We start from the raw sequence: 21,363 nt of genomic DNA, 5'->3' as shown, positions 1-21,363 counted from the left end.
ATGTAAGGTAAACTGAGCCTTGTTTACTTTCCTTTATGCATTATTTATCTTTACACTACCTTAGAATAAAAATTTGACAAGTTTTTTCCATGGAAAATAATGAACCATTTATTGTCGGCATTGGCGCATCTGCCGGGGGCTTAAAGGCCCTGGAGAAGCTAGTGTCCGGCTTACCCGTTAAAAGGGATAATATTGCTATTGTAATAGCGCAGCACTTAAGCCCGGATTATGAAAGCAAAATGGTTCACCTGCTGCAATCACATGCTAAATGGCCAATAGTTAAGGCGGAGAATGATCAGCCACTGGAAGGAGGTAAAATATTTGTTTGCCCTTCTGATCGCGAAATATCAGTGGTAGGTAACACGCTGTGCCTTACGAATGAACACGAACCGCGGCAACCCCGCCCTTCAATAAACAGGCTGTTTCATTCCATTGCGGTGACTGCGGGAAAAAGGGGATTAGGTGTATTGCTAAGCGGAACGGGCAGAGACGGTACTGAGGGGTTTAAACACATAAAGGAAAGCGGCGGATATACCATCATACAGAACCCGGAAGAAGCCGCTTATGGCCAGATGCCTTCCAGTGCCAATGATGCTGGCTATGTGGATGTAGTGACCGATGCGAAGGGAATAGGGAATGAAATACATAAGTATGTAACCAATTATAAAACTGTAACCCAAAACGGGGATGAGGAAAAAGACCAGAACCTTAAAAGTATACTGAGGCTACTGGCAAACAAGACGGGGACAGATTTTGAAAGATATAAGAGCAGTACTATAAACCGCCGTATCTTGAAGCGCCTGGATGCACTGGCAATACCCGATATCGAAAAGTACCTCATGTATATACGGAAAAATCCGGCGGAACTGGATTTGTTATATGAGACGGTATTAATCGGGGTAACAGAGTTTTACCGTGACCGGGAAGCGTTTGATGACCTGGAAAAGTATCTTAAAAAGGCGCTTGATCAAAAGCCTGCGGAGGCTAATGTGAGAATATGGTCGGTAGGTTGCGCTACCGGAGAAGAGGCATATAGCGTAGCTATCATGCTGCACGAGCTATTGGGCGATGACTTACATGGTAAAAAGGTCCAGATTTTTGCGACAGACATAGACGAGCATGCCCTTGCCTTCGGCAGGCGAGGCATCTTTGATAAGAACCAGGTAGCCAACTTTAGCCAGGAGCTGCTCGAAAGGTACTTTAACCTTGATAGTGGTAAATATGAGGTGAAAAAGCGGATAAGGCAGATGGTGCTGTTCTCTAAACATGACATCACGGTAGACCCGCCCTTTGTACGCCTGGACCTGATCACCTGCCGCAATTTACTGATCTACTTTAAGGATGAGTTGCAGCGTGAAGTAATGTCTTTATTTCACTATGCGCTTAATGAAAAGGGCCTGCTGCTGCTGGGAAAATCGGAAAGCATATCTCAGCTTACAAACCTTTTTGGTGTAGAAGAAAAGAAACAGAAGATCTTCCGTAAGAAATCGGATGTGCAGATCAATACCTTAAGCCTTAATGCATTCAAAAAGGCGGGTAAGCGAAAGGAAAGCCGGAGCACTAAGGCAAATCATGAGATGTCTCTGGAGGAGATCGCTCAGCAAACGCTGATTCATACCTACGAACACCCTTACATCATACTCGATGAATCTATGGAGGTGGTCTATATAAAGGGCAAAATGCAGCCTTACGTGGACCTGAGCGAAGGGGCGTTGAATGCCAATGCGCTTAAGGTCATCCAAAAAGACCTGCATATAGAACTAAGGGCTGTTTACAACAAATCGAAACGGGATAAAAAAACGAAAAAAACGAAGGTTTTCCGTTTTCAGGCGATGCAGGGTGAGATCCTGGTGAGACTTACTGCCAAGCCCCTGATTTACCCTAAAAATGAGAAGGACTACTTTATGGTGATCTTTGAAGAGATAGACCAGGAAGCACGCTATCCTTTCTCACTGGATAAGGTAGAGCAGGATGAAAACATCAATGCTATCCGGGTGATCGAACTGGAGCAGGAACTTGAGGCGACGAAGGAGCACCTGCAGACTTTTACAGAAGAGCTGGAAACGAGTAACGAGGAGCTGCAGTCACTGAATGAAGAACTGCAGTCTACAAACGAAGAACTGAAGTCTTCAAACGAAGAGCTGGAAACAAGTAATGAGGAATTACAATCAGCCAATGAGGAGCTTCAAACGGCTAATACAGAGCTAGGCCTGACGAATGAAACTCTGATAGAAAAAGAAGCCGCCCTGTCTGAAGCAAAACAGGAACTGGAGACCATAAAAGAACGCTTTGAGGTAGCTCTTCAAAATTCTGACATATTTATTGCCTATCAGGATAAGGACCTACGCTATGAGTGGATTCATAATAAGTCTACAAAGTTTGCGAACGTGGAAGTAATCGGGCAGACTGACCAGTCGCTGATTGAAGAGAATGCAGAAATCATTCAGTTCAAGCGTGAGGTAATGGAAAGGGGTAAGACGAATAGGCAGACATTTCACTCAAACGACTCCTATTGGGACACTACCTCAAATCCTGTATTTGAAAACGGAAATGTAATAGGCATACGAACAGTGGCCATTAATATAACCAAGCAGATAAAAAGCCGACAGATGCTTGAGCGCCAGGATAGTATTACAAAAAGTATAGCAAAAGAGAACAATGAGAGCATACTGGCGATAGACCCTGACTATAATATCCTGATCGCAAACGCTTCATTCAAACTTCTGGTAGAAGCCACCATCAACCACTCTATTAGATCTAATGACAATGCCCGGCAATTTTTGGAACACTTTCCGGACCCGTCCACAAAGACGACAGGCTTATTCAGGGAGGCGTTTGAGGGTAAAAAGATATTAATTGAAAGCAAAGCCTTACGCCTGATTAATGGTGAAGAACATTACTATGACATCAGGATAGCCCCTGTAAAGGACCCGATGGGTAAAATCATAGGGGGCGCAATGGTATGCCATGATGTGACGGGGCGAGTACAGATGGACATACAGGTAAGGGAGGTATTGCAGCGAAGTGCGAACCTGACCGGGGATGAATTCTTTAAAGACCTGACGAGTCAGCTATGCCATATTTTTAAAGTGAAGTATGCCTACGTGGGCATCATGGACAAAAAAAATAATGATATAACAACGAAAGCACTTCGGGTGAATGGTAAACTGGCCCAGAACTTTACGTATGCATTACCTGCCTCACCGTGTGAACGTGTCTCCATCAATGAACATGGTAAGTATATAGATGGGGTGAGGGAAAAATTTCCGGAGGACCCTAAACTACAGCGATGGAACGCCCAAAGCTATATGGGTGTGCCTATAAACAGCCCGCTTACGGGTGAAATACTGGCTATCCTGGTAATGATAGATGACAAGCCGTTTACCTCTCCCTTTCACTACGACCATATACTACGGATATTAACCTTGCGGGCGGGGGCAGAGCTGGAAAGGCAAAATAATGAGAACCGGATACGAAGCAAAGACAAGCAACTACAGCGAATAACGGAAAATGTGCCTGAAGTAATTTATGAATATGAGGCACATGATGTGGATCACGCTAAAAGTAAATTCACTTATCTGAGCCCCTCTATTAACTGGATATTTGAGACAACCGCGGAGGAAATATTAAAAGATTCACAAAAATTCTGGAACAGGCTGCATGAAGAGGATGTACAATCGCTAAAAGATACTATCCGGGAAAGCGAAAAAAGCCAGACCTCCTTTAGCTGGGAGGGCCGTGTGGTAAGGAGGGAAACCAAAGATATACGCTGGATAAAGGTGGTTTCACAACCGGAAAAGGAGCGGGACTCTACTATGTACCGCAAATGGCACGGAATCATAGAGGATATAACGGAGCTAAAAAATACACAACTGGACCTGATAGAGGCGAGGGAAAAAGCACTCTCTGCTATCCGGGCGAAAGAGGAGTTTTTGGCCACGATGAGTCACGAGATAAGGTCTCCGCTACATGCTATACTGGGGCTGTCGGGTATATTGCTTAAGGAAGAGCCCAGGCCGGAACAGGAGGAGAACCTGAGGGCACTGAAATTTTCATCGGAAAGTCTGATGCACCTGATAAATGACATCCTGGACTACAGCCAGATAGAAGCAGGTAAAGCGAAGCTGGAGGTGGGGCCTTTTTCTCTAAGACAACTGGTAGAGAGCCTGGAACAGGCACACTTGCCGGTGGCAAAAGAGCTAGGAAATACGATAACCACGGATGTAGGTGAAGATGTGCCGGACATAGTCCGGGGCGACCAAATGAAGCTGGCCCAGGTGCTAAACAACCTGGTGAGCAATGCAGTAAAGTTTACCAATGAGGGCCGCGTAGAGGTAGTCATAAGCCTGAAGAAGAAAGAAAAGGAACGCGTTTATCTGCTATTCCGGGTCGTGGATACGGGTATCGGGATACCCAAAGAGTTACAATCAGAGGTATTCGAAAAATTCAGCCGTGTATCTACACCAGGTAAGAAGGTAAAAGGGACTGGTCTGGGCCTGACTATCACTAAAAAGCTGCTATCGATGATGGATAGCACTATCCACCTGAAAAGCGAGCCGGGTAAGGGCTCGGAGTTTTTCTTTACCGTGCCGCTGGAACTGGAAGACAAAACCCAAGGGGCGTTGGATGAACCTGCCGATACGCCCTCACTAGAAGGCCAGAACATGTCTATACTGGTGGTGGAGGACATGGAGATAAACCGCATGGTACTTATCCAATTTATGAAGAAGTTCTGGGGCGTGGAGGCAGATGAGGCTGAAAATGGAAAGATAGCCCTGGAGATGATCCGCAATAAGGACTATGATGTGGTACTGCTGGATGTACGCATGCCGGTGATGGATGGCTATGAATGTGCCGAGGCAGTAAGGGAAATGGGGGGTAAATATGCTGACCTGCCTATAATAGCTCTTACGGCTGACTCACAGGACCGGGTAACCTTGCTGGATAAAGGAAACTTTACGGACATACTTACTAAACCTTATGCCCCCGAAGACCTTTATAATAAATTGACCGCTTTTCACAAAAAGAAGTAGTAAAGGCATGGGTATAGCAGAGGGTCCCCCTTACATTATAAAGAGGGTGCCGGCTCCCCTGAGCCTTATTAGGCCAAAAGCACAAACATACATTCTATGTCAACTGAGCAAATCCAAGAGCGTAATCGGGCCACAGAAAACCATAAGATCATTGTGGTAGGGGCCTCTATGGGAGGGCTTAATGCCTTTAAAGGCCTGCTTAAACAAGTGGATGCATCCTGGCCAGTCAGCTTATTTTTCGTGCAGCACATACACCCGGACCATAAGAGCATACTGCAGGAGCTCATGTCAAAATTCACAAAGCTGAAGGTGGTGCAGGTGACTGATAAGGCGGTGATAAGGCCGCACTGTCTCTATCTTCCTGTCCCGGATAAGCACCTCTTTATCTACGATGGTCACGTATACTCAGTAAGTGCTCCCAAAGAAAATAGCGCCAGGCCCAGTGTAAACATACTCTTCAGGTCGGCGGCAGTAGCTTACAGGGAAAGAACGATAGGGATACTGCTGAGCGGGCTACTGACAGACGGAACGCTGGGAATGAAAGCGATACAGGATTGCGGTGGCCTGACCATGGCCCAGCACCCGGAAGAGGCGGAATTTCCTGAAATGCCGCTGAACGCCATCAAAGAAGGATATGCGAGCCATAGCCAGGAGATAGCGAGTATCAATAAAGTACTGAAAAAGCTGATATTTGAGCCGGTGGATATACTGGGGAACAGGAAGATTCCGGAAATACTGGTACGACAGGTAGAGGCAGTAGCAAACTTTTCCAGCCAGGTTAATGAACCACAGGAGGAGCCTGCCATCACGCTAGAATCGCCAGATACGGTGGAGTATTCGCTACTGAACGTAATTACACTTATGCAGGAGCGTACTAACATGCTTTATAATCTTGCCGAAAAGGAAAAAATGACCGGGCGTCAGCAAATGGCTAAACACTACCTGAGTAAGGCTAAAGAGAGTAGTTTCCATACGGAAAACCTGAGGAGGCATGTGGAAGCCATGACAAGCACCAAAAAGACGGCCTGACTGAAGGGGAAGAGTAAGATGGGTGCCTTTTTAATGGGTGAATTTTGAATGAGTGATTGAGTGAATTATTGAGTAATAGAATAATTGAATTATAGAATAATATAGACGGAGGTGCTGGTCGGAAGATGGGTGCCTTTTTTAATGGGTGAATTTTGAATGATTGATTGAGCGAATGATTGAGTAATAGAATAATTGAATTATAGAATAATATAGACGGAGGTGCTGGTCGGAAGATGGGTGCCTTTTTTAATGGGTGAATTTTGAATGATTGATTGAGCGAATTATTGAGTAATAGAATAATTGAATCATAGAATAATATAGGCGGGGGTGCTGGTCGGAAGATGGGTGCCTTTTTTAATGGGGGAATTTTGAATGATTGATTGAGTGAATTATTGAGTAATAGAATAATTGAATTATAGGATAATATAGACGGAGGTGCTGGTCGGAAGATGGGTGCCTTTTTTAATGGGGGAATTTTGAATGATTGATTGAGTGAATTATTGAGTAATAGAATAATTGAATTATAGAATAATATAGACGGAGGTGCTGGTCGGAAGATGGGTGCCTTTTTTAATGGGTGAATTTTGAATGATTGATTGAGTGAATTATGAGGGGCTTGGCAATGTTGATGGCGGGGATATAGGAATAGTTCAATTCAGGGACCTTGAAGGAGAAGGAGCGAAGGCAGGGCGAAGGAAGGATAGACTGAAGTAAGACTCATAGCGAAGGAGAAGCGAAGCAGAAGCGTGGGATAAGCGAAGCAGAAGCGAAGAATAATAAGAGGAAATAATGCGGATTTTCTTGAGAAGAAGGGATTGATAGATTCTTTCGGTACGGTAAAAGTGCAAAAATAGTTGATGATTTACAATGACAGGAAGAGCTTGAATGACGTGGTAAAGCAGGAGTCCACGGAATGATAGAATGATTGAATTGACGAGTACATAGAGTTTTGAGTGGTGAGTGTTTAGTTATGAGTTGAGAGGTATGGTGTGTACCGGTAGAGGGCGATTAATCGCGGCTTGCGGCGCATAGCAGGGGGGGACAATGAGTGAATTACAGGGTAAGAATAATAAATAGTTGGTGGTCTGCTTGAGGGAGGGACTCGCGTAAGAGAGGAACAATAAGGGGGTATATGATATAAGTCTGTGGTTTAATTACAGGATTTTAAAATACACTATTGAACATACTGTCGGTGGCTTAAAAAATATAAATATGTAATTGGGTTTACTAAATGCTTTCTATTACGTACGTATCTGTAGAACATTTAAAGAAAAATTGTCATATAAAAAATTGGGCTTATGAGGGTTTTCACTAAAATAAGATGGGCGGTAAGTATCTTATTAGTTTTTCTTATAGTACTTATGACCAATCTGATTGATAGAGATAACTTTAATCGCCTGAGTTACTCGGTTACGACCATGTATGAAGACAGGATCGTGGCCAGCGATATTTTATTTGATATATCCAGGATAATTCAGGAAAAAGAAATCGCTTACACATGCCTGGAAGAAGACTCTCAGAAAAGCCAAAACAGCAAACAGAACGAGAAGCTCCGTGCTCTAATAGAAAAGTACAGTCTAACCAAGCTAACTGAAAAAGAGACGTTTGCATTTAATTTACTTCAGGAAAAATTGATGTCACTTGAACAAATGGAAGATTCTGATGATGCTTCAAAAGAAAGTATTCTTGAAATCATTGAAAAGATAGACGAACATTTACACGACTTATCTAAGATACAATTACAGGAAGGAAGGCGCCAGGTTTTTATCAGCAAGGAGGCTAAAGACACTATTAACTTATTCACGCAGGCTGAAATCATTTTTTTAATAGTGATGGGTATAATGATTCAGATAATCATTCTGTATAAGCCAAAGGGCTGGTAAGATTATGCATCTCTCAATTAACAGGCGTTGGAGTGTCTTGATCTGATGAGGTAATAGCTAACAAAAAACCCCGGTTTGGGACGACCGGGGTTTGATGTGGGGTTTAAGGGATTCGAACCCATGACCTCTGCCCTGTCAAGGCAGCGCTCTAAACCAACTGAGCTAAAACCCCTGGAATTTTGGAAACAATAGACTGCAAAAGTAATCAGGTATAGGAAATTACCTTAGTCTTTGCCCTCTTTTTTTTCTACAGAAAGCAGATTAAATACCATATATTCGAGGTATCCGGCTACGGCCTCGTTCCCTTCGGTGTCTACCTTAAGCTCGGTGAGGGAGGGTAAATGATGGGAGAAAAAGATTTGCTGATGGGCGGACTCGATCATGGTGCTGGTCATGGCCCGCGGATAAGCAAAATCTGGATTTACCTCTGAAACAATCGCAGAAAGTTTATTACACAAAGACTTATAGCTCTTGAAAAAACCTTCTTTATTATCCTGATCAACTTCTTTGGTAAGGTAGCTCTTGCTGCTTTCGGAAACTACGATACGGTGCAGGGCTGTCTCGTCAATATGTGAGAACTGAGGGTCAAAGCTGCTACTTTCAGCCAGTACACGCAGGGCTATCTTTAATCTGCGGGCCGGGTCTTCGATATTGTGAGTCTGATAATCCACCTGATACTCGAGCCAGCTCCAGTACCAACTGACAAGATAGGTGAGTAGCTTGTGCTTATTTTCAAAATAGCGGTATACTGAAGCCTCGGTGCTGGATATCTCCCGGGCGAGCTTTTTGAAAGTGAACTGTTCGAACCCAATACGATCTATGAGTTTGATCCCATGGTCCACGATGCGCCGCCCCAGTTCGGTATCTTCCGGATTTTTGAGGTAAAGTTTTTCATTTACCCTGATCTGGATCATGGCGAATCCATTCATTGCTTCTCAGGTTTATGTATAGTAAAGATATTCCATTACAAAAGTAATGCTATTATTTTAACGTACGCAGAGAAGAAACGTTTGGTTCGGAAAAAAGAACAGGAATAAAAAAAGCGGCTGCTGAGCCGCTGTGTTTAGTATGAAAAGTTTTCTGTTTCCTCACGGGTGAGAACTGAGCCTCCCGAACCACCTGGCCCTGGCCAGCAGACCCCGGGGGGTAAGTCTATTTTAGGGGTATTTTCTACTTCAAGGCCCCCATCGTCACCGTCATCGGGAGGCAGCTTTATGTTTTTCTTCTTTAGCAACTTTACCATCAGGTATACCATGATCACATAAACGACCCCGCATAAAAAAATATTTAACATATAATTCTCCATGGTTTGATACCGAAAAAATTCCTGTACTGGATTAACGGGCTCACGCGGCTGAATGTTTTACAGGCTGATGGGCCTGTGACCATTGGCTACTGAGTATGTGGCAGGGACACTTGCCTGGGAGACCGGAAGCCACCTATACATAGGCAAATTGAGTGCATATTTTTGCCAATTTATCCCTATTATAGACCCCCGAAAACAGTACCGGCACCTTGCTTAAAGAATTTTTTTACAATAAAAACTTCAGGCGACTGATCTACGCAATCCTATTGCTCTTTTTGAGCCTTCTGGTAGGGTGTGCGGGATATTGTTTTATAGAAGGGTACTCGCTGCTGGAGGCATTTTACATGTCGATGCTGACGATGTCTACGGTGGGCTTTAACGAAGTGCGGCAACTGAGCCAGGCCGGACAGCTGTTTACCAGCCTGTATATACTGGCAAACATTATCATATTTGCTTACGCGGTGTCTGTTATCGCAACCTTTATTTTTGAGGGAGAGCTTCAAAAAATCTTTAAAACGATAATAAGTGACAAAAAGGTGAGAGAACTGGAAAACCACATCATTGTATGCGGCCTTGGGCGTAATGGACTCAAAGCCTGCGAAGAATTGCGCAGGAGCGACCAGCCTTTTGTCATAATTGAAAATGATGAGGACATAGTAGACCGTGTGGCTGTACCTGAGAACTTTCCGTGCGTGCCGGGAGATGCCACTTCGGATGAGGTACTTAAGTCTGCAGGTATAGAGAAGGCCAAATGCATAATTACGACTCTGAGTAAGGATGCAGACAATGTCTTCATTTCACTGACGGCACGTGAGCTCAACCCATCGATATACATCATATCACGTTCATCGGAAGAAAGCTCTGAAAAGAAACTTCTTCGGGCCGGGGCTGATCGGGTAGTAATGCCTGACGCACTGGGAGGCCTTCATATGGCTCAACTGGTGACGAAACCTTACGTAATTGAATTTCTGGACCTGCTGAGTGGCGTAGGGGGCTATACAGAAAAACTGATGCTGGAAGAGGTAGGGTACCATAACGTGCTGCATAGCTACCGTGATAAATCTATCAGTGAGCTGGATGTAAGAAAGAACACGGGGGCCACTATCATAGCCATCACTGACCGAAGCCGTAACGGATTTCAGTTTAATCCTTCCGGAAGTACGAGAATCACAGAAGGGGTGGTGCTTATTATTCTGGGAAAGAAGGGGGAGATCGACGGTTTTCGGAAACACTATACAAACATAAGTGTTTGAATTCTCATTTTGCTATAGATTTATTCAGCATTTTATCATTTTGATACGACCCTGAGGAGTGCAATTGCCCCCTATGGGCCTGAAAGGGGGTTTTTCAATTGTGGCACGGGATGTGTTAATAGTATAGGCGAATAGCGAAGGTATTTTTTAAACGTTATCGTTACTTATTTTTTAAACTGACTGTTTTTATTTTTTAACAGGATATAGTCCGGGTAGCGAGATTTTTTAGCAGTTAACCAACCTTCGGATTTTTTGTATGAGTTCGGTTATTTCAGAATGAACTAGGGAGTGTGCAGGTCGCACCTCCCTATTTTTTTTATCTCAAAATAAGGTGTGACAACCCTACAATGATCACCAGTGCAGGCAGCATATTAGTAACCTTTATATCCTTGATTTCCAACAGGTTTAGCCCTAACCCTAAAATCATTATCCCCCCAGCAGCTGATATCTGGTTAATGACCTGTTCGGGCAATAGCGGCTCCATAAAACCGGCAGAAAGGGTAAGTGCTCCCTGAAATACAAACAGTGGTAAGGCTGACACGAGTACACCTACTCCATAGCTGGATGCCAGCACTATGGAGGTGAAGCCGTCCAGTACAGATTTGGTATAAAGCAGGCTGCGGTCCTCATTTAGCCCCTCTTCCAGGGCCCCCAGTATGGTAAGGGACCCTGCACAATACAGCAGAAAGGCGGTTACCAGGCCATCAGTGAAATACTCCGCCTTACTTTTGGTCTTGGCCTTAAGGTAGTCGCCGAGTGTCCGGAGACGTTCATCGAGCCTGGCCCACTCACCTAACCAGGCACCTGTAAGCATGCTGATAATCAAAATGAGAATATCCTCTGCCTTGAATGCCATCTGTGCCCCGATAAGCAGGGTACATAGGCCTATTGCCTGAAAAGCTATGCGGCGGTAACGCTCGGGAAATTTACCATGTAATACCAGACCGGCCAGGCTCCCCCCTATTACGGCAAGCATATTTATAAAAGAGCCTAAAGGCAAAACGATATTATCCATAAAAAAAGGAAGGATTCTATTACAGGGAAAAATAGGAAAGGATACCCGCCAGCAGGTCAGCGTCGTTTACTTTAGCAGCGGCAGTGCTAACGGGGGTCATGTCTCCGCCAAACAGGGCATTGTACATCACCAGACAAATGAGAAAAAGGAGGATGAGACGACCTGCCTCAAGGCCAAAGTGTCTGAATTTCTCATACATGCCCACGCCTACACTGTGTCTGTTAGGCATGCTGTACACAGGTAGTTCCATCATAAATAAGCTGTGAATACCCTGGGTATTGAGGAAAATGCGTACCAGGTATGAGACGCCTATGCTGACCACAATGCCGGCAAGGTAAAGGGCCATGAGTACAATACCTTGCAGGTTGAGGTAGGTAAGTACAGGTATGGTAGGCACAAAAAGCGCCACAAGTAGCATGTACAAGGGTATACGGGCCGAGTGGTGAAGTAAAAAGGCCATGAAACGCCCCCGGCGGCCTGTACTTCGGCAGACTTCGGCAGACTCAAAGGAGACACCGGATAACAGGGGCATAAGGCACTTGCCGCTCATGCCGAAGCGGCGCATTATCTTGTCTGTAAGGAAAGCCACCCGGGCCATGTAGCCGGACTCCTCCAGCAGGGTAAGGCAGAGGAACAGTATGGCAAGCTGTGGCAGTACTACAAGTAAGAGCTCGGTGGCTGGCAGGAGGCCTTTAATCAGCAGACTTGTACCTACGGATGGATTAAGATTGCCGGCCAGATAGCTTGCCAGGCTATCGGCACCCTGGCGTATGAAACTGCCAGGTATAGCTGTCCAGATGTATATAGACTGAAAGACAATGAAGAACAGAGCAAACAGCAACCCAAACCCCCAATACCGGTGGGTGGCGTAGCGGTCTATCATATCTGTAAACTGCTCCCGCCTCTTTTTTCGGCGGTGTAAGGTTACAACTGACTCAATGACCTTATCAATAAAAGTGTATCGGCCAATGGTATCGCGGCCCTGAGTAGTGGTACTGTCAAAAGCACAGTCGTCCCGTAGCTGGCTAATAAACTCACGGTCTTCATCTCCGCACCATTTTATGCTCTCAAAGTGGCAGGCCATCTGGTAGCACCGGTAAGAACTGCACCAGCCATAGTTTTTTCTCATGCGGCCGATAAGCTCAGGGGCCAGTTCGGTCACATCGTAATAGGGAGCGACCTTTTTCATCTGGGGGTTGGAGAGCAGGTATTTAAGGTCCTCTATGCCCTCACCAGACTGGGTGTTAACTGCCTTGATCTGCATACCGAGTTGTTCTTTCAGTGATCGCAGATCGATCTCTATGCCCTGTTGTGCAGCAGCATCTACCTTCGTAAGCGCGGCAAGGACCGGGAAGCCCAGGTCTCTGACTTCTGTAAGTAACAGCAGGCTGCGCTTAAGGTGGCAGGCATCCAGCACAACCAGCAGAATATCGGGGTAGTCCGGCGAGCTTGTACAGCCCAGCAGGTCAGATACAATCTGTTCGTCCTGTGAATGCGGGTAAATGCTATATGCTCCCGGAAGGTCAATAACGCGGGCCTCCATGTGCTCATTTAGCTTACTGTAGCCCACCTTTTTGTCTACCGTAACACCGGTAAAGTTTCCTGTACGCTGGTGCTGCCGGGTAAGGTGATTGAACAGGGAGGTTTTCCCACAGTTAGGATTGCCCAGTAATGCTAAACGGGGGTTCGCTTTTAATGACATTAAATCCTCAGGATTCCAGGATAATGATTTGAGCCTCATCTATCCTAAGGGACAGATTGTAACCGGCTACCTTGATACAGATAGGGTCTCCAAGGGGCGCTGCATAGTTCATCCTGACTTCGGTGCCTGGGAGGCAGCCCATTTCCAGGAGTTTCAGGCTCAGGTGGGAATCGGTGAATCCACTGATTACTCCCCTTTCACCTGGTTTAAGATCGGCAACACTTTTATATTTTATATCCGTGACCATACAATTACATGATCCAGTTCAGCACAAATTTAAGTCAGATTCGTATAGCTTACAAAACTATACCGCTCTGGAGAACCATTTTCTACCCGGAGAAGGTTCCTTTTCCGTAAGGTTTTACAGACTGCCACGCAGGCGGGCGATGTACTATTTGATAAACAAAAACAGCCATGCAAACGAATGAAAAGGGAAATAGCCGAAGTGATAAGGATGAATACCCGTCTAATAAAGGGGATTCGGAAGGCGGGGGCACGGTGTCGAGAAAAGAAGAAAAATTAAAGGAAAATTTATCTGAAGACACGGAGGAAAATGACTACGGCGGCCTACCGGATACGGGTAATTTCAAGAAATTCCTTGGCTGCGGCGGGTAGGCTCTGTCCTATTCTTTGGTAAAGACGCGCTTGACCCGCTCACTGATATTGGTGAGTATCTCGTAAGAAATAGTATCTATTTTACGGGCCAGTTCCGTCACGGGCATACCCGGACCGAATATTAGCACCTCATCTCCCTCTTCGGCTCCAAGGCCGGTTACGTCTACCATGGTCATGTCCATGCATACGCGGCCTGTAACGGGCGCACGCCTCCCTCTGATGATGACCTCCCCTACTCCATTGCTGAAGCCCCTATCGTAGCCATCAGCATACCCCACGGCAATGGTGGCAATGTCCATATCGTGCGAGGCAGTCTCTGACCGCCCATAGCCTATGGTTTCCCCCTGACGGATATGCTTCACCTGGCTTATGGTGGTTTTGAATGTGCTAATGGGCTGTATCCGGTCCTGCTGTTCGCGATTAGACTCTATGCCATACAGGCCTATGCCCAGGCGCACCATATCCATATGATACTCAGGGTAGCGCAGGATACCCGCGGAGTTGACAAGATGACGCAGGGGATTCAGGCCGGCCTCAAGGAAGCGTTCGCATGCTTTGATAAACTGCCCGGCCTGCCGATGGCTAAAGTCTTCGTGCCTGTCTTCATCGGCGCCGGCCAGGTGGCTCATGGCGCCGGCCACCTGTATTTGATCATACTTCTCCAGCAGGGTAAGCAGCGGGGGTATCTCATCGGGCTCGAAGCCTAATCTGCGCATTCCGGTATCTATTTTAAGATGGACCTTGATGCTACGCGCCGCATTACTCAGGTAGCGTCCGAGTTGTTCGAGCATCTTCATGCTGTATATTTCAGGCTCCAGGTTAGCGGAAAGCAGTTTGTCAAAGCTGTCCGGAGAGGGATTCATGACCATGATGGGCAGGTGTATGCCGTGTTCACGTAAAAATACACCCTCATCGGCATAGGCCACTGCCAGGTAGTCTACCCTATGAAACTGCAACAGGTGGGCGATTTCTTTGAGGCTGCTTCCGTAGGCAAAGGCTTTTACCATCACCATGAGTTTAGTGCCCTGCCTCAAATGACTGCGGTAGAAATTCAGGTTGCTGGTGAGGGCATCCAGGTCGATCTCCAGTACAGTGCCATGAATCTTCTGCTGTAGCCGCTGTACGATACGCTCAAAGCTAAAAGCACGTGCACCTTTGACCAAGATCAGTTCCTGATGAAAGTGCAGGCCATCCAGACTTTTCAGTAAGGCCTCGGTCCCTGGGTAGGCTTCTACCTGTAGCTGGTGCTCAAGGTCAAATGCATAGCGGTGGGCTAGGGTATCCGGCCCAACGACAATAAGCCGCGAAACACCTGAGCCACCAAGTATCTGGCCCACTTTACGGTAAAGTGCCGGCTTGTCTACACCGGATTCAAGAATATCTGAGAGGATAACGGTGCGCCGCAGGGGATAGGGCTGCTGCTGCATAAACTCGAGTGCCTTATGCAGTCCGGCGAGGTCATTATTATAGGAATCGTCTATGATATAGGTATCATGAATGCCTTGCTTCATTTCCAGGCGCATATGGACGCCCTGCAGGGTGTTGACTAATTGCTGTATTTCTGCATGGCTATACTGCAGGTGAAGAAGGTATAATACGCAATGGAGGGCATTTTCTACAGATGCCTCGTCAGCAAAGGGGAGGTCCAGTGCAAAACTGTGCGAATGGTAGGTAAGCCGGAGACTTGCGGACCGGTGGCTGCGCTCCATTACCCGGACGAAGAGGTCTGCCGCCTCATGATGCATAGACCAGCTTTGCAATTGCCTGTCTGGATAGGTATGGCGGATGGCAGCGGCTACTTCCTGGTGATCCTCGCAGAAAAAGATGACTTCACTGTGCCTGAAAAGCTTTAGCTTCTCCGAAAGTTTTTCTTTCCTATCGGCAAAGCCTTGATCATGGGCAGGTCCGAGGGTGGTAAAAATACCGTGCCGTGGTTTAATGATACGTTCCAACCGCTCCATCTCTCCTGGTTTTGAGATTCCTGCCTCAAAAATGCCCAGCTCATGGTGCTGGTCTAGTTGCCAAACGGAGAGGGGTACCCCTATCTGGCTATTGTAGCTGCCAGGGCTACGGGCAATAGTAAATCTGGCAGAGAGCATCTGCCCCAACCATTCTTTAACTATTGTCTTACCATTACTTCCGGTGATGCCCAGCACAGGAATGCTAAAGCGGCTGCGGTGATACATGGCAATGCTTTGCAAGGCATCTTTAGCGGAATGAACCAACAGGACATTGCTATCCTTAAGCTCCAGGAGGCCATCCGGCTGGTGCTCCACAATGAACTGCCGTATGCCACTGCGGTAACACTCGTGAATAAAGCGGTGCCCATCGTGCAGGTCACCTGTGATCGCTACAAACACGGCCCCGGGGGATATCCTTAGTTTCCGGCTATCGGTAAGGAGGTCTGTAACAGGAAGGTCAGCCCCCTGCCGTATGAGTGAGCCGCCAGTAATATCTGGTAGCCTGCTAAAGGTTATCGTATAAATCGATTGTGGATCCATGCAACTAAATGGAGCGTATCATCTCATACTGATCAAAGCGATTTTCGAAGGTCATTCTGCGGAAATACCCGATGAGCTCAGAAGCTCCCTCGTCGATATTAACTGCGGCTATAACGGGCGAATAACTCATAGAGGCCATTTTATGTAACATACTGGTAGCAATACCCAGCCTACGGTAGGCCTCTGCCACACACAAATAGGCGACTCGGCCTGTAATCCGATCAAACATGAGGCAACCTACCGCCTCATTTTCTATACGGGCCTCCACAACAGTATAAAGAGCGGCATTACGTTTAAGCTGGTGGATGCTCTCTTCAAAAGCGGGCATACCCTGCCCCAGTTTCGCCAATAAGTGCCAGTCGGGAGCAGAGGGCAGTGTCATGTTTACTTTTTGAGCCAGACGAATGTTTGGCAGAAAGTCCTTTTCCAGAAAAAAACAGTGAAATAAACGGGTAATGGTAAAGTCACAGGCTTTATAGACCCTGACGGCAGGTGCATTGTTAGTGAGACACTCCAATAAGAACCGGCAGGCGCCGGAATTGGCGCAGTGTTGTTCCACATAAGCGTACATTTGCCGGGTCAGGTCTCTGCCACGATAGTCCTGAAGTACGCCTGTACCTCCATTATATGCCACGAGGTCTTCGTGGTGCCAGCCAAGGGTCTGAAATAAAAAGCCTACCAGCCTTTCTCCATCAAATACTCCTGCAGAAGCTTGCCGGTCCAGATTAAGTTTGGTGATGAATTTCCTCTCGAAGTCCGCAAGACTCAGATCAAAGGAAATAGGGTACTTTTTAAATGCCGCGCTAAAAGCGGTATACATTTCGGATAACTTTGCCTGTGTGAGGGAAGTGATGTATGTCATGCTCATTCACCTGAAGGGGCGTAAATTACGCAAATATCCTTAGGTACTCATAAGGGAAAAAGGCTGCAAACAATGCCATAATAACAAAAGCAGCCTGCCGGGTTTGGCAGACTGCTTAATAAAATCGCATCGTAAAGGGTTCAATTTCTGTAAAATGCAATTCTGTGGAAACGGACTTCTACTTATTTAGCTAATTGACTACAATTGTAAACTGTAGCAGAAAAATAAAATAGTAAAAATCCCCCACTTATCAAAAGAAAACCTTTTGATAATATTGCTTTTTCAGGAGTTAATTATGGAACCATCAGAAGATTTGACCCGTAGATAAAAAAGGTTTATAATTTTTTATTATTTTTACTTTACTATTGACCGGCCTACTCGTTACATTCCAAACCAATAGTATGAAACAAGTATTGCTAACGTTTTTTCTAAGCAGCTTTCTCGCCATACCCTATGCTATGGCAGGGGGTGGTCAATGTGAACATAGCAGTAAGAAGGCTGAAACGCAGGAGGATGCTCCGGTAGAGGAGGCATACGAAAGCGAAGATGAGAGCCACAAGGTTAATCCCTTAAATGGGTCTGAAAAAGAGGTGTCCCGCTCATGGATCACCACATTAGAATCACCCGAGGCGAAGGTAAAAAAAGAAACCTCTGACAAGGGAGAAGAAAAGCAGAAGGAGTACACTTACTCTAATTACAGCTTTTTATTTCAGTTATTTTACAAATACAGCCTCTCGGATTTCTTTGAAGCACCAAGTTTTCGTGATGAAAAGAAAAACAGCTATCAGGGCTGGGAGTTAGACCTTACCAGTCAAAAGCAGCAAGCTTCAGAATGGCTGAATTACTGGGGCCGCAAACTAACACAGAATCTTAAGCAGTAGTACGCGGGGTTTTCCCCTATAAAATATTTTGCAAAGCAGCTCCGCCCCTGGGCTGCTTTTTTACTTGGTACTGCCTAACGAACAACGCGAACACAAAAAAGGCCACTTCTGAGAAGCGGCCTGTATTAATGATTTATCTGGGGAGGTTATACAAGGAATTTCTTGAGATCACTTAGCTTGATCTGAGCCTCATAGTATGCGCGACCAAAAATGGCGGCGAATATACCCATATCGTTTAATCGCTCAATATCATCGATATTACGAACACCCCCGCTGGCCAGCAGTTTGATATCGGGGAAACGCTTTAGTATTTTTTCATAAAGATTAAAAGCAGGCCCCTGCAGCACCCCATCCAGGGCTATGTCGGTAGTCTTTACATACTTGAGCCCTCTATCGTAAAAATACTCTATGTGTTCAAAAAGACTGATATTGGTATTCTTCTGCCAGCCTTTGATGGCAATAAGCTCATCCTTGGCATCTGCACCAAGCGTCACCTTTTCCCGTCCGTAGCTGACTATCCAGCTTGCAAACTGCTCGGGACGGTTTACTGCCACACTGGCAGCGGTGATGTAATTGGCTCCATACTCAAAAGCCTTACTGATATCTCCGTCTGTATGGATCCCCCCGGTAAAGTCGATCTCCAGGTTAGTATGCCCGGCGATAGCCTCAAGTATGTGGTAGTTTACCGGAGTGCCTTTTTTAGCCCCATCCAGGTCTACCAGGTGAAGTATCTTTATGCCATGATCCTCCAGTTCCCTGGCTACATCTACCGGGCTATCGTGATACTTCTTTTCTGTAGAGAAGTCACCCTGTTTAATGCGCACCACTTTGCCGTCAATAACGGTAATCGAGGGAATTATCTGAATCATAAACTCGTCTAATTTTTACACTTGAAAAATCTGAATACCCGGATGGATACGGAAGAGTAGCGGGTTAATTTTTTGTTAAAAACAAAGCCCAGCCTGTGCAAATATAAAAAAAGAAACGGCTTTTCATTAATCAGAAATTCAGCAATAAGCGGAATAGACAAAAAATTATCTAATACTGCTCAGTCTTTTACCAAAAGCCTGAAGCCCTCTCCATGCACGGTTACAATTTCAGCCCGTGGTTCGAATCTGAGCAGTTTTCGTAGCTTGGTGACATACACATCCATGGTCCGGGCATTGAAGTAGCTGTCATCATTCCATATTTCCTTCAGGGCATAGCTTCTCGGCAGGGTCTGGTTCTTATGCAAGCACAGGAGCCTGAGTAAGTCAGCCTCCCGGGTGGTTACTTTCATGACCTCACCATCGCTTTTAAGTATCTTTTGCTCGGGGTGAATAAAACGAAGGTCGCCAATAGTAAACTCGGTCTGCTGCGTCTCCTCCTCTTTTGATCCGCTTCTTCTCAGTATGGCTTTTATACGCATAAGCAGCTCTTCCATACTAAAGGGCTTTGACATATAATCATCTGCCCCTGCTTTAAAGCCTTCCAGCGTATCCTGCTGCTGGCCGCGGGCGGTAAGAAAGAGCAGTGGCGTGCGGGTATCACCTTCACGTATCTCCCGGGCCAGGGTGAAGCCGTCCTTTTTGGGCAGCATCACATCCAGAATACACAAATCAAACTCTCCCTGGCGGTAGGCCTGCATACCTGCTTCTCCATCCTGGGCCAGGGTGGCATCAAAGCCTTTCACTTCCAGATACTCGCGGAGTATCTGCCCGAGGTTGGGATCATCCTCTACTACTAACAGCCTGATCTTACTCATGTGTCTGGGGTAATATAATCTCAAATGTACTTCCCTGGCCTGGCTGGCTCTCTACATTAATGGTACCGCCGTGAGCCTCCACCATTGTTTTTACGTATGCCAGCCCCAGGCCGAAACCTTTCACATCATGCACATTGCCTGTGGGTACCCGGTAAAATTTTTCGAATATACGCCTCAGGGCATCGCGGTTCATACCTATTCCTTTATCGGAAACTTTCAGGCTCAGGCCTGCCGGGGTATTGCTGGTTTCTAACCGGATCTCAACATTTTCCGGAGAGTACTTATTGGCGTTGTCCAGCAGATTAAACACGATATTCGTGAGGTGGGTCTCATCAGCTTCCACGCGTGCCTCTTCTGCATTCAACAGGACCTCAAGTGCTCCACCACGGCTTTCTACCTGCATGGCTATTCGGGGTATGGCCTTCTCGATAATCTCATGAAGGTCGAGGGGCTCTTTCTTAAGCCGAAGTTCTTTTTTATCCAGGGTAGCTATCTGCAGTACTTTTTCTACCTGCCTGCCTATACGTGAATTCTCCTCTCTGATAATCCCCAGGTAGCGGTCAAGAATAGATGGATGCTGTCGCATTTCCTTATCGTTCAGTGCCTCACATGCCAGTGCAATGGTGGATACGGGGGTTTTAAACTCATGGGTCATGTTATTGATAAAGTCGTTCTTTATCTCCCCTATCTTTTTTTGTCTTAGCAAGGCCACTATGGCATAGCCAAAACAAAATACGATTACAAGTACCAGTAAGGCGCTGCTTACCAGAGGCAGCCAGATTTTGCCTAGCAGGTAGCTGTTTTCATTTGGAAAAGTGAGTGACAGCACATTAAAATTATTGGCCAGATCATTAGGAAACAGGCCCGCCTGATAGGTACTTCTTTTAAAGCCTGGCTTGTCTGTATTAACTGCGCGCTGAAAAACGAGAGAGTCACGAAGCCGGTCGTAAATACCAAACTCATAATCTGCCGTAATGCCAACCTGGCGCAGCTCGCGGCTCAGCAAACTGTCTACATTATCGGGTTCTATACGCTGGTGAATATTAGGGTGGGTCCCGAAAAGTTCTGAAAGCACAGTCTCCACCATTTCGGTCTTTCGTATAACGCGGTTACTGTCTGACTGCGGCTCCATCAGTGCAGACTTGCTGCTTCTTTCGGCAATAATCACATCTCCGGCGGGCTCACCATACGGTGGTGTGGGGGAAACTATGACCTGGTATGAGCCACTGCGGGTGGTCACATGGCCGGCATTGACCTTTAATTGCCGATAGGTAATATTGATGACCTCCTGCTGCTCCAGCCTGAGCACCACACGGGCGATGGCCTGGTGCACATCGCGGTTAAATTTCTGGCGATTTACCATCATGGCGTTATCAATCCAGTAAAGCTGAAAAGCTACCAGACCTATCAGGGCCATGGCCATAAGGCCGATGATGATTTGTATCCTGCGCATACTCATGGTTGTAAAACTACATTATCGATTGAAAACTTGTTTCGGCTTAACATTTATTAACATTCTTTAACCGGCCATTAACGCGC

Annotated in this window: 16 protein-coding genes and 1 tRNA gene; 6 read left to right on the top strand and 11 right to left on the bottom strand. The window is 46.2% G+C overall.

What is annotated here, in order from left to right:
• The first annotated feature begins 89 nt into the window (after positions 1–89).
• From AB9P05_RS10390 to AB9P05_RS10380, 3 genes are all read left to right on the top strand, one after another.
• The gene (locus tag AB9P05_RS10390; protein ID WP_371908760.1) at positions 90–5,033 is read left to right on the top strand and encodes a CheR family methyltransferase; all 4,944 of its coding nucleotides are present in this window, start codon (positions 90–92) and stop codon (positions 5,031–5,033) included.
• Positions 5,034–5,129: 96 nt separating this feature from the next.
• On the top strand, positions 5,130–6,062 hold the full coding sequence (locus tag AB9P05_RS10385; protein ID WP_371908759.1) for a chemotaxis protein CheB: 933 nt from the start codon (positions 5,130–5,132) through the stop codon (positions 6,060–6,062).
• A 1,418-nt stretch (positions 6,063–7,480) separates the two neighbouring features.
• The gene (locus tag AB9P05_RS10380) at positions 7,481–7,945 is read left to right on the top strand and encodes a chemotaxis protein (protein ID WP_371908758.1); all 465 of its coding nucleotides are present in this window, start codon (positions 7,481–7,483) and stop codon (positions 7,943–7,945) included.
• Positions 7,946–8,042: 97 nt separating this feature from the next.
• Here the strand turns inward: AB9P05_RS10380 and AB9P05_RS10375 are convergent.
• From AB9P05_RS10375 to AB9P05_RS10365, 3 genes are all read right to left on the bottom strand, one after another.
• A tRNA-Val gene (locus AB9P05_RS10375) sits at positions 8,043–8,117 on the bottom strand.
• A 52-nt stretch (positions 8,118–8,169) separates the two neighbouring features.
• Complete coding sequence (locus AB9P05_RS10370; RefSeq protein WP_371908757.1) at positions 8,170–8,874, bottom strand: TetR/AcrR family transcriptional regulator; 705 nt, start codon at positions 8,872–8,874, stop codon at positions 8,170–8,172.
• A 134-nt stretch (positions 8,875–9,008) separates the two neighbouring features.
• A complete protein-coding gene (locus tag AB9P05_RS10365; protein WP_371908756.1) occupies positions 9,009–9,239 on the bottom strand; it encodes a hypothetical protein in 231 nt (76 codons plus the stop codon).
• 221 nt (positions 9,240–9,460) lie between these two features.
• Here AB9P05_RS10365 and AB9P05_RS10360 point away from each other — a divergent pair, with 221 nt between their 5' ends.
• Positions 9,461–10,504 carry a TrkA family potassium uptake protein gene (locus tag AB9P05_RS10360; RefSeq protein ID WP_371908755.1) on the top strand — a complete coding sequence of 348 codons (1,044 nt, stop codon included), beginning with the start codon at positions 9,461–9,463 and terminating at the stop codon, positions 10,502–10,504.
• Between the two features lie 316 nt (positions 10,505–10,820).
• Here the strand turns inward: AB9P05_RS10360 and AB9P05_RS10355 are convergent, their stop codons facing one another.
• From AB9P05_RS10355 to AB9P05_RS10345, 3 genes are read right to left on the bottom strand one after another with little or no spacing between them, the layout of a single operon-like run.
• A complete protein-coding gene (locus tag AB9P05_RS10355) occupies positions 10,821–11,519 on the bottom strand; it encodes a DUF554 domain-containing protein (protein ID WP_371908754.1) in 699 nt (232 codons plus the stop codon).
• 19 nt (positions 11,520–11,538) lie between these two features.
• Positions 11,539–13,221 carry a FeoB small GTPase domain-containing protein gene (locus tag AB9P05_RS10350; RefSeq protein WP_371908753.1) on the bottom strand — a complete coding sequence of 561 codons (1,683 nt, stop codon included), beginning with the start codon at positions 13,219–13,221 and terminating at the stop codon, positions 11,539–11,541.
• 7 nt (positions 13,222–13,228) lie between these two features.
• Positions 13,229–13,468: a ferrous iron transport protein A gene (locus AB9P05_RS10345; protein ID WP_371908752.1), complete on the bottom strand. Its 240-nt coding sequence runs from the start codon at positions 13,466–13,468 to the stop codon at positions 13,229–13,231.
• 167 nt (positions 13,469–13,635) lie between these two features.
• Between AB9P05_RS10345 and AB9P05_RS10340 the strand changes: the two genes are divergently transcribed.
• Positions 13,636–13,836, top strand: coding sequence for a hypothetical protein (locus AB9P05_RS10340; protein WP_371908751.1), 201 nt, complete (start codon positions 13,636–13,638; stop codon positions 13,834–13,836).
• Between the two features lie 8 nt (positions 13,837–13,844).
• Here the strand turns inward: AB9P05_RS10340 and AB9P05_RS10335 are convergent, their stop codons facing one another.
• The gene (locus tag AB9P05_RS10335) at positions 13,845–16,337 is read right to left on the bottom strand and encodes a bifunctional UDP-N-acetylmuramoyl-tripeptide:D-alanyl-D-alanine ligase/alanine racemase (protein WP_371908750.1); all 2,493 of its coding nucleotides are present in this window, start codon (positions 16,335–16,337) and stop codon (positions 13,845–13,847) included.
• Positions 16,338–16,341: 4 nt separating this feature from the next.
• On the bottom strand, positions 16,342–17,205 hold the full coding sequence (locus AB9P05_RS10330) for a GNAT family N-acetyltransferase (RefSeq protein WP_371908749.1): 864 nt from the start codon (positions 17,203–17,205) through the stop codon (positions 16,342–16,344).
• Between the two features lie 395 nt (positions 17,206–17,600).
• Here AB9P05_RS10330 and AB9P05_RS10325 point away from each other — a divergent pair, with 395 nt between their 5' ends.
• Entirely contained in the window at positions 17,601–18,080 is a 480-nt protein-coding gene (locus AB9P05_RS10325) for a hypothetical protein (RefSeq protein WP_371908748.1), read from the top strand.
• Between the two features lie 146 nt (positions 18,081–18,226).
• Here AB9P05_RS10325 and AB9P05_RS10320 read toward each other — a convergent pair whose 3' ends face one another.
• The 3 genes from AB9P05_RS10320 to AB9P05_RS10310 all read right to left on the bottom strand — a co-directional run bounded on the left by AB9P05_RS10320 (position 18,227) and on the right by AB9P05_RS10310 (position 21,277).
• Positions 18,227–18,949 (bottom strand): HisA/HisF-related TIM barrel protein, encoded by a 723-nt coding sequence (locus AB9P05_RS10320; RefSeq protein ID WP_371908747.1) that lies wholly within the window; start codon positions 18,947–18,949, stop codon positions 18,227–18,229.
• A 179-nt stretch (positions 18,950–19,128) separates the two neighbouring features.
• Positions 19,129–19,824, bottom strand: coding sequence for a response regulator transcription factor (locus AB9P05_RS10315; RefSeq protein WP_371908746.1), 696 nt, complete (start codon positions 19,822–19,824; stop codon positions 19,129–19,131).
• Positions 19,817–21,277: a sensor histidine kinase gene (locus AB9P05_RS10310; RefSeq protein WP_371908745.1), complete on the bottom strand. Its 1,461-nt coding sequence runs from the start codon at positions 21,275–21,277 to the stop codon at positions 19,817–19,819. Before AB9P05_RS10310 ends, AB9P05_RS10315 begins: the two co-directional genes overlap by 8 nt.
• Positions 21,278–21,363: the final 86 nt, after the last annotated feature.

The sequence above is a fragment of the Roseivirga sp. BDSF3-8 genome (assembly GCF_041449215.1).
Lineage (GTDB): Bacteria > Bacteroidota > Bacteroidia > Cytophagales > Cyclobacteriaceae > JBGNFV01.
The sequence above is the reverse complement of the archived record's forward strand: the minus strand, read 5'-3'. Positions and strand labels throughout refer to the sequence as shown.

Bases quoted from the DNA above. Each gene is read 5' to 3' on its own strand.
- AB9P05_RS10390 (WP_371908760.1), top strand. From the start codon at position 90: ATGGAAAATAATGAACCATTTATTGTCGGCATTGGCGCATCTGCCGGG.
- AB9P05_RS10385 (WP_371908759.1), top strand. From the start codon at position 5,130: ATGTCAACTGAGCAAATCCAAGAGCGTAATCGGGCCACAGAAAACCAT.
- AB9P05_RS10380 (WP_371908758.1), top strand. From the start codon at position 7,481: ATGTATGAAGACAGGATCGTGGCCAGCGATATTTTATTTGATATATCC.
- AB9P05_RS10370 (WP_371908757.1), bottom strand. From the start codon at position 8,874: ATGAATGGATTCGCCATGATCCAGATCAGGGTAAATGAAAAACTTTAC.
- AB9P05_RS10365 (WP_371908756.1), bottom strand. From the start codon at position 9,239: ATGTTAAATATTTTTTTATGCGGGGTCGTTTATGTGATCATGGTATAC.
- AB9P05_RS10355 (WP_371908754.1), bottom strand. From the start codon at position 11,519: ATGGATAATATCGTTTTGCCTTTAGGCTCTTTTATAAATATGCTTGCC.
- AB9P05_RS10350 (WP_371908753.1), bottom strand. From the start codon at position 13,221: ATGTCATTAAAAGCGAACCCCCGTTTAGCATTACTGGGCAATCCTAAC.
- AB9P05_RS10345 (WP_371908752.1), bottom strand. From the start codon at position 13,468: ATGGTCACGGATATAAAATATAAAAGTGTTGCCGATCTTAAACCAGGT.
- AB9P05_RS10340 (WP_371908751.1), top strand. From the start codon at position 13,636: ATGCAAACGAATGAAAAGGGAAATAGCCGAAGTGATAAGGATGAATAC.
- AB9P05_RS10335 (WP_371908750.1), bottom strand. From the start codon at position 16,337: ATGGATCCACAATCGATTTATACGATAACCTTTAGCAGGCTACCAGAT.
- AB9P05_RS10330 (WP_371908749.1), bottom strand. From the start codon at position 17,205: ATGAGCATGACATACATCACTTCCCTCACACAGGCAAAGTTATCCGAA.
- AB9P05_RS10325 (WP_371908748.1), top strand. From the start codon at position 17,601: ATGAAACAAGTATTGCTAACGTTTTTTCTAAGCAGCTTTCTCGCCATA.
- AB9P05_RS10320 (WP_371908747.1), bottom strand. From the start codon at position 18,949: ATGATTCAGATAATTCCCTCGATTACCGTTATTGACGGCAAAGTGGTG.
- AB9P05_RS10315 (WP_371908746.1), bottom strand. From the start codon at position 19,824: ATGAGTAAGATCAGGCTGTTAGTAGTAGAGGATGATCCCAACCTCGGG.
- AB9P05_RS10310 (WP_371908745.1), bottom strand. From the start codon at position 21,277: ATGCGCAGGATACAAATCATCATCGGCCTTATGGCCATGGCCCTGATA.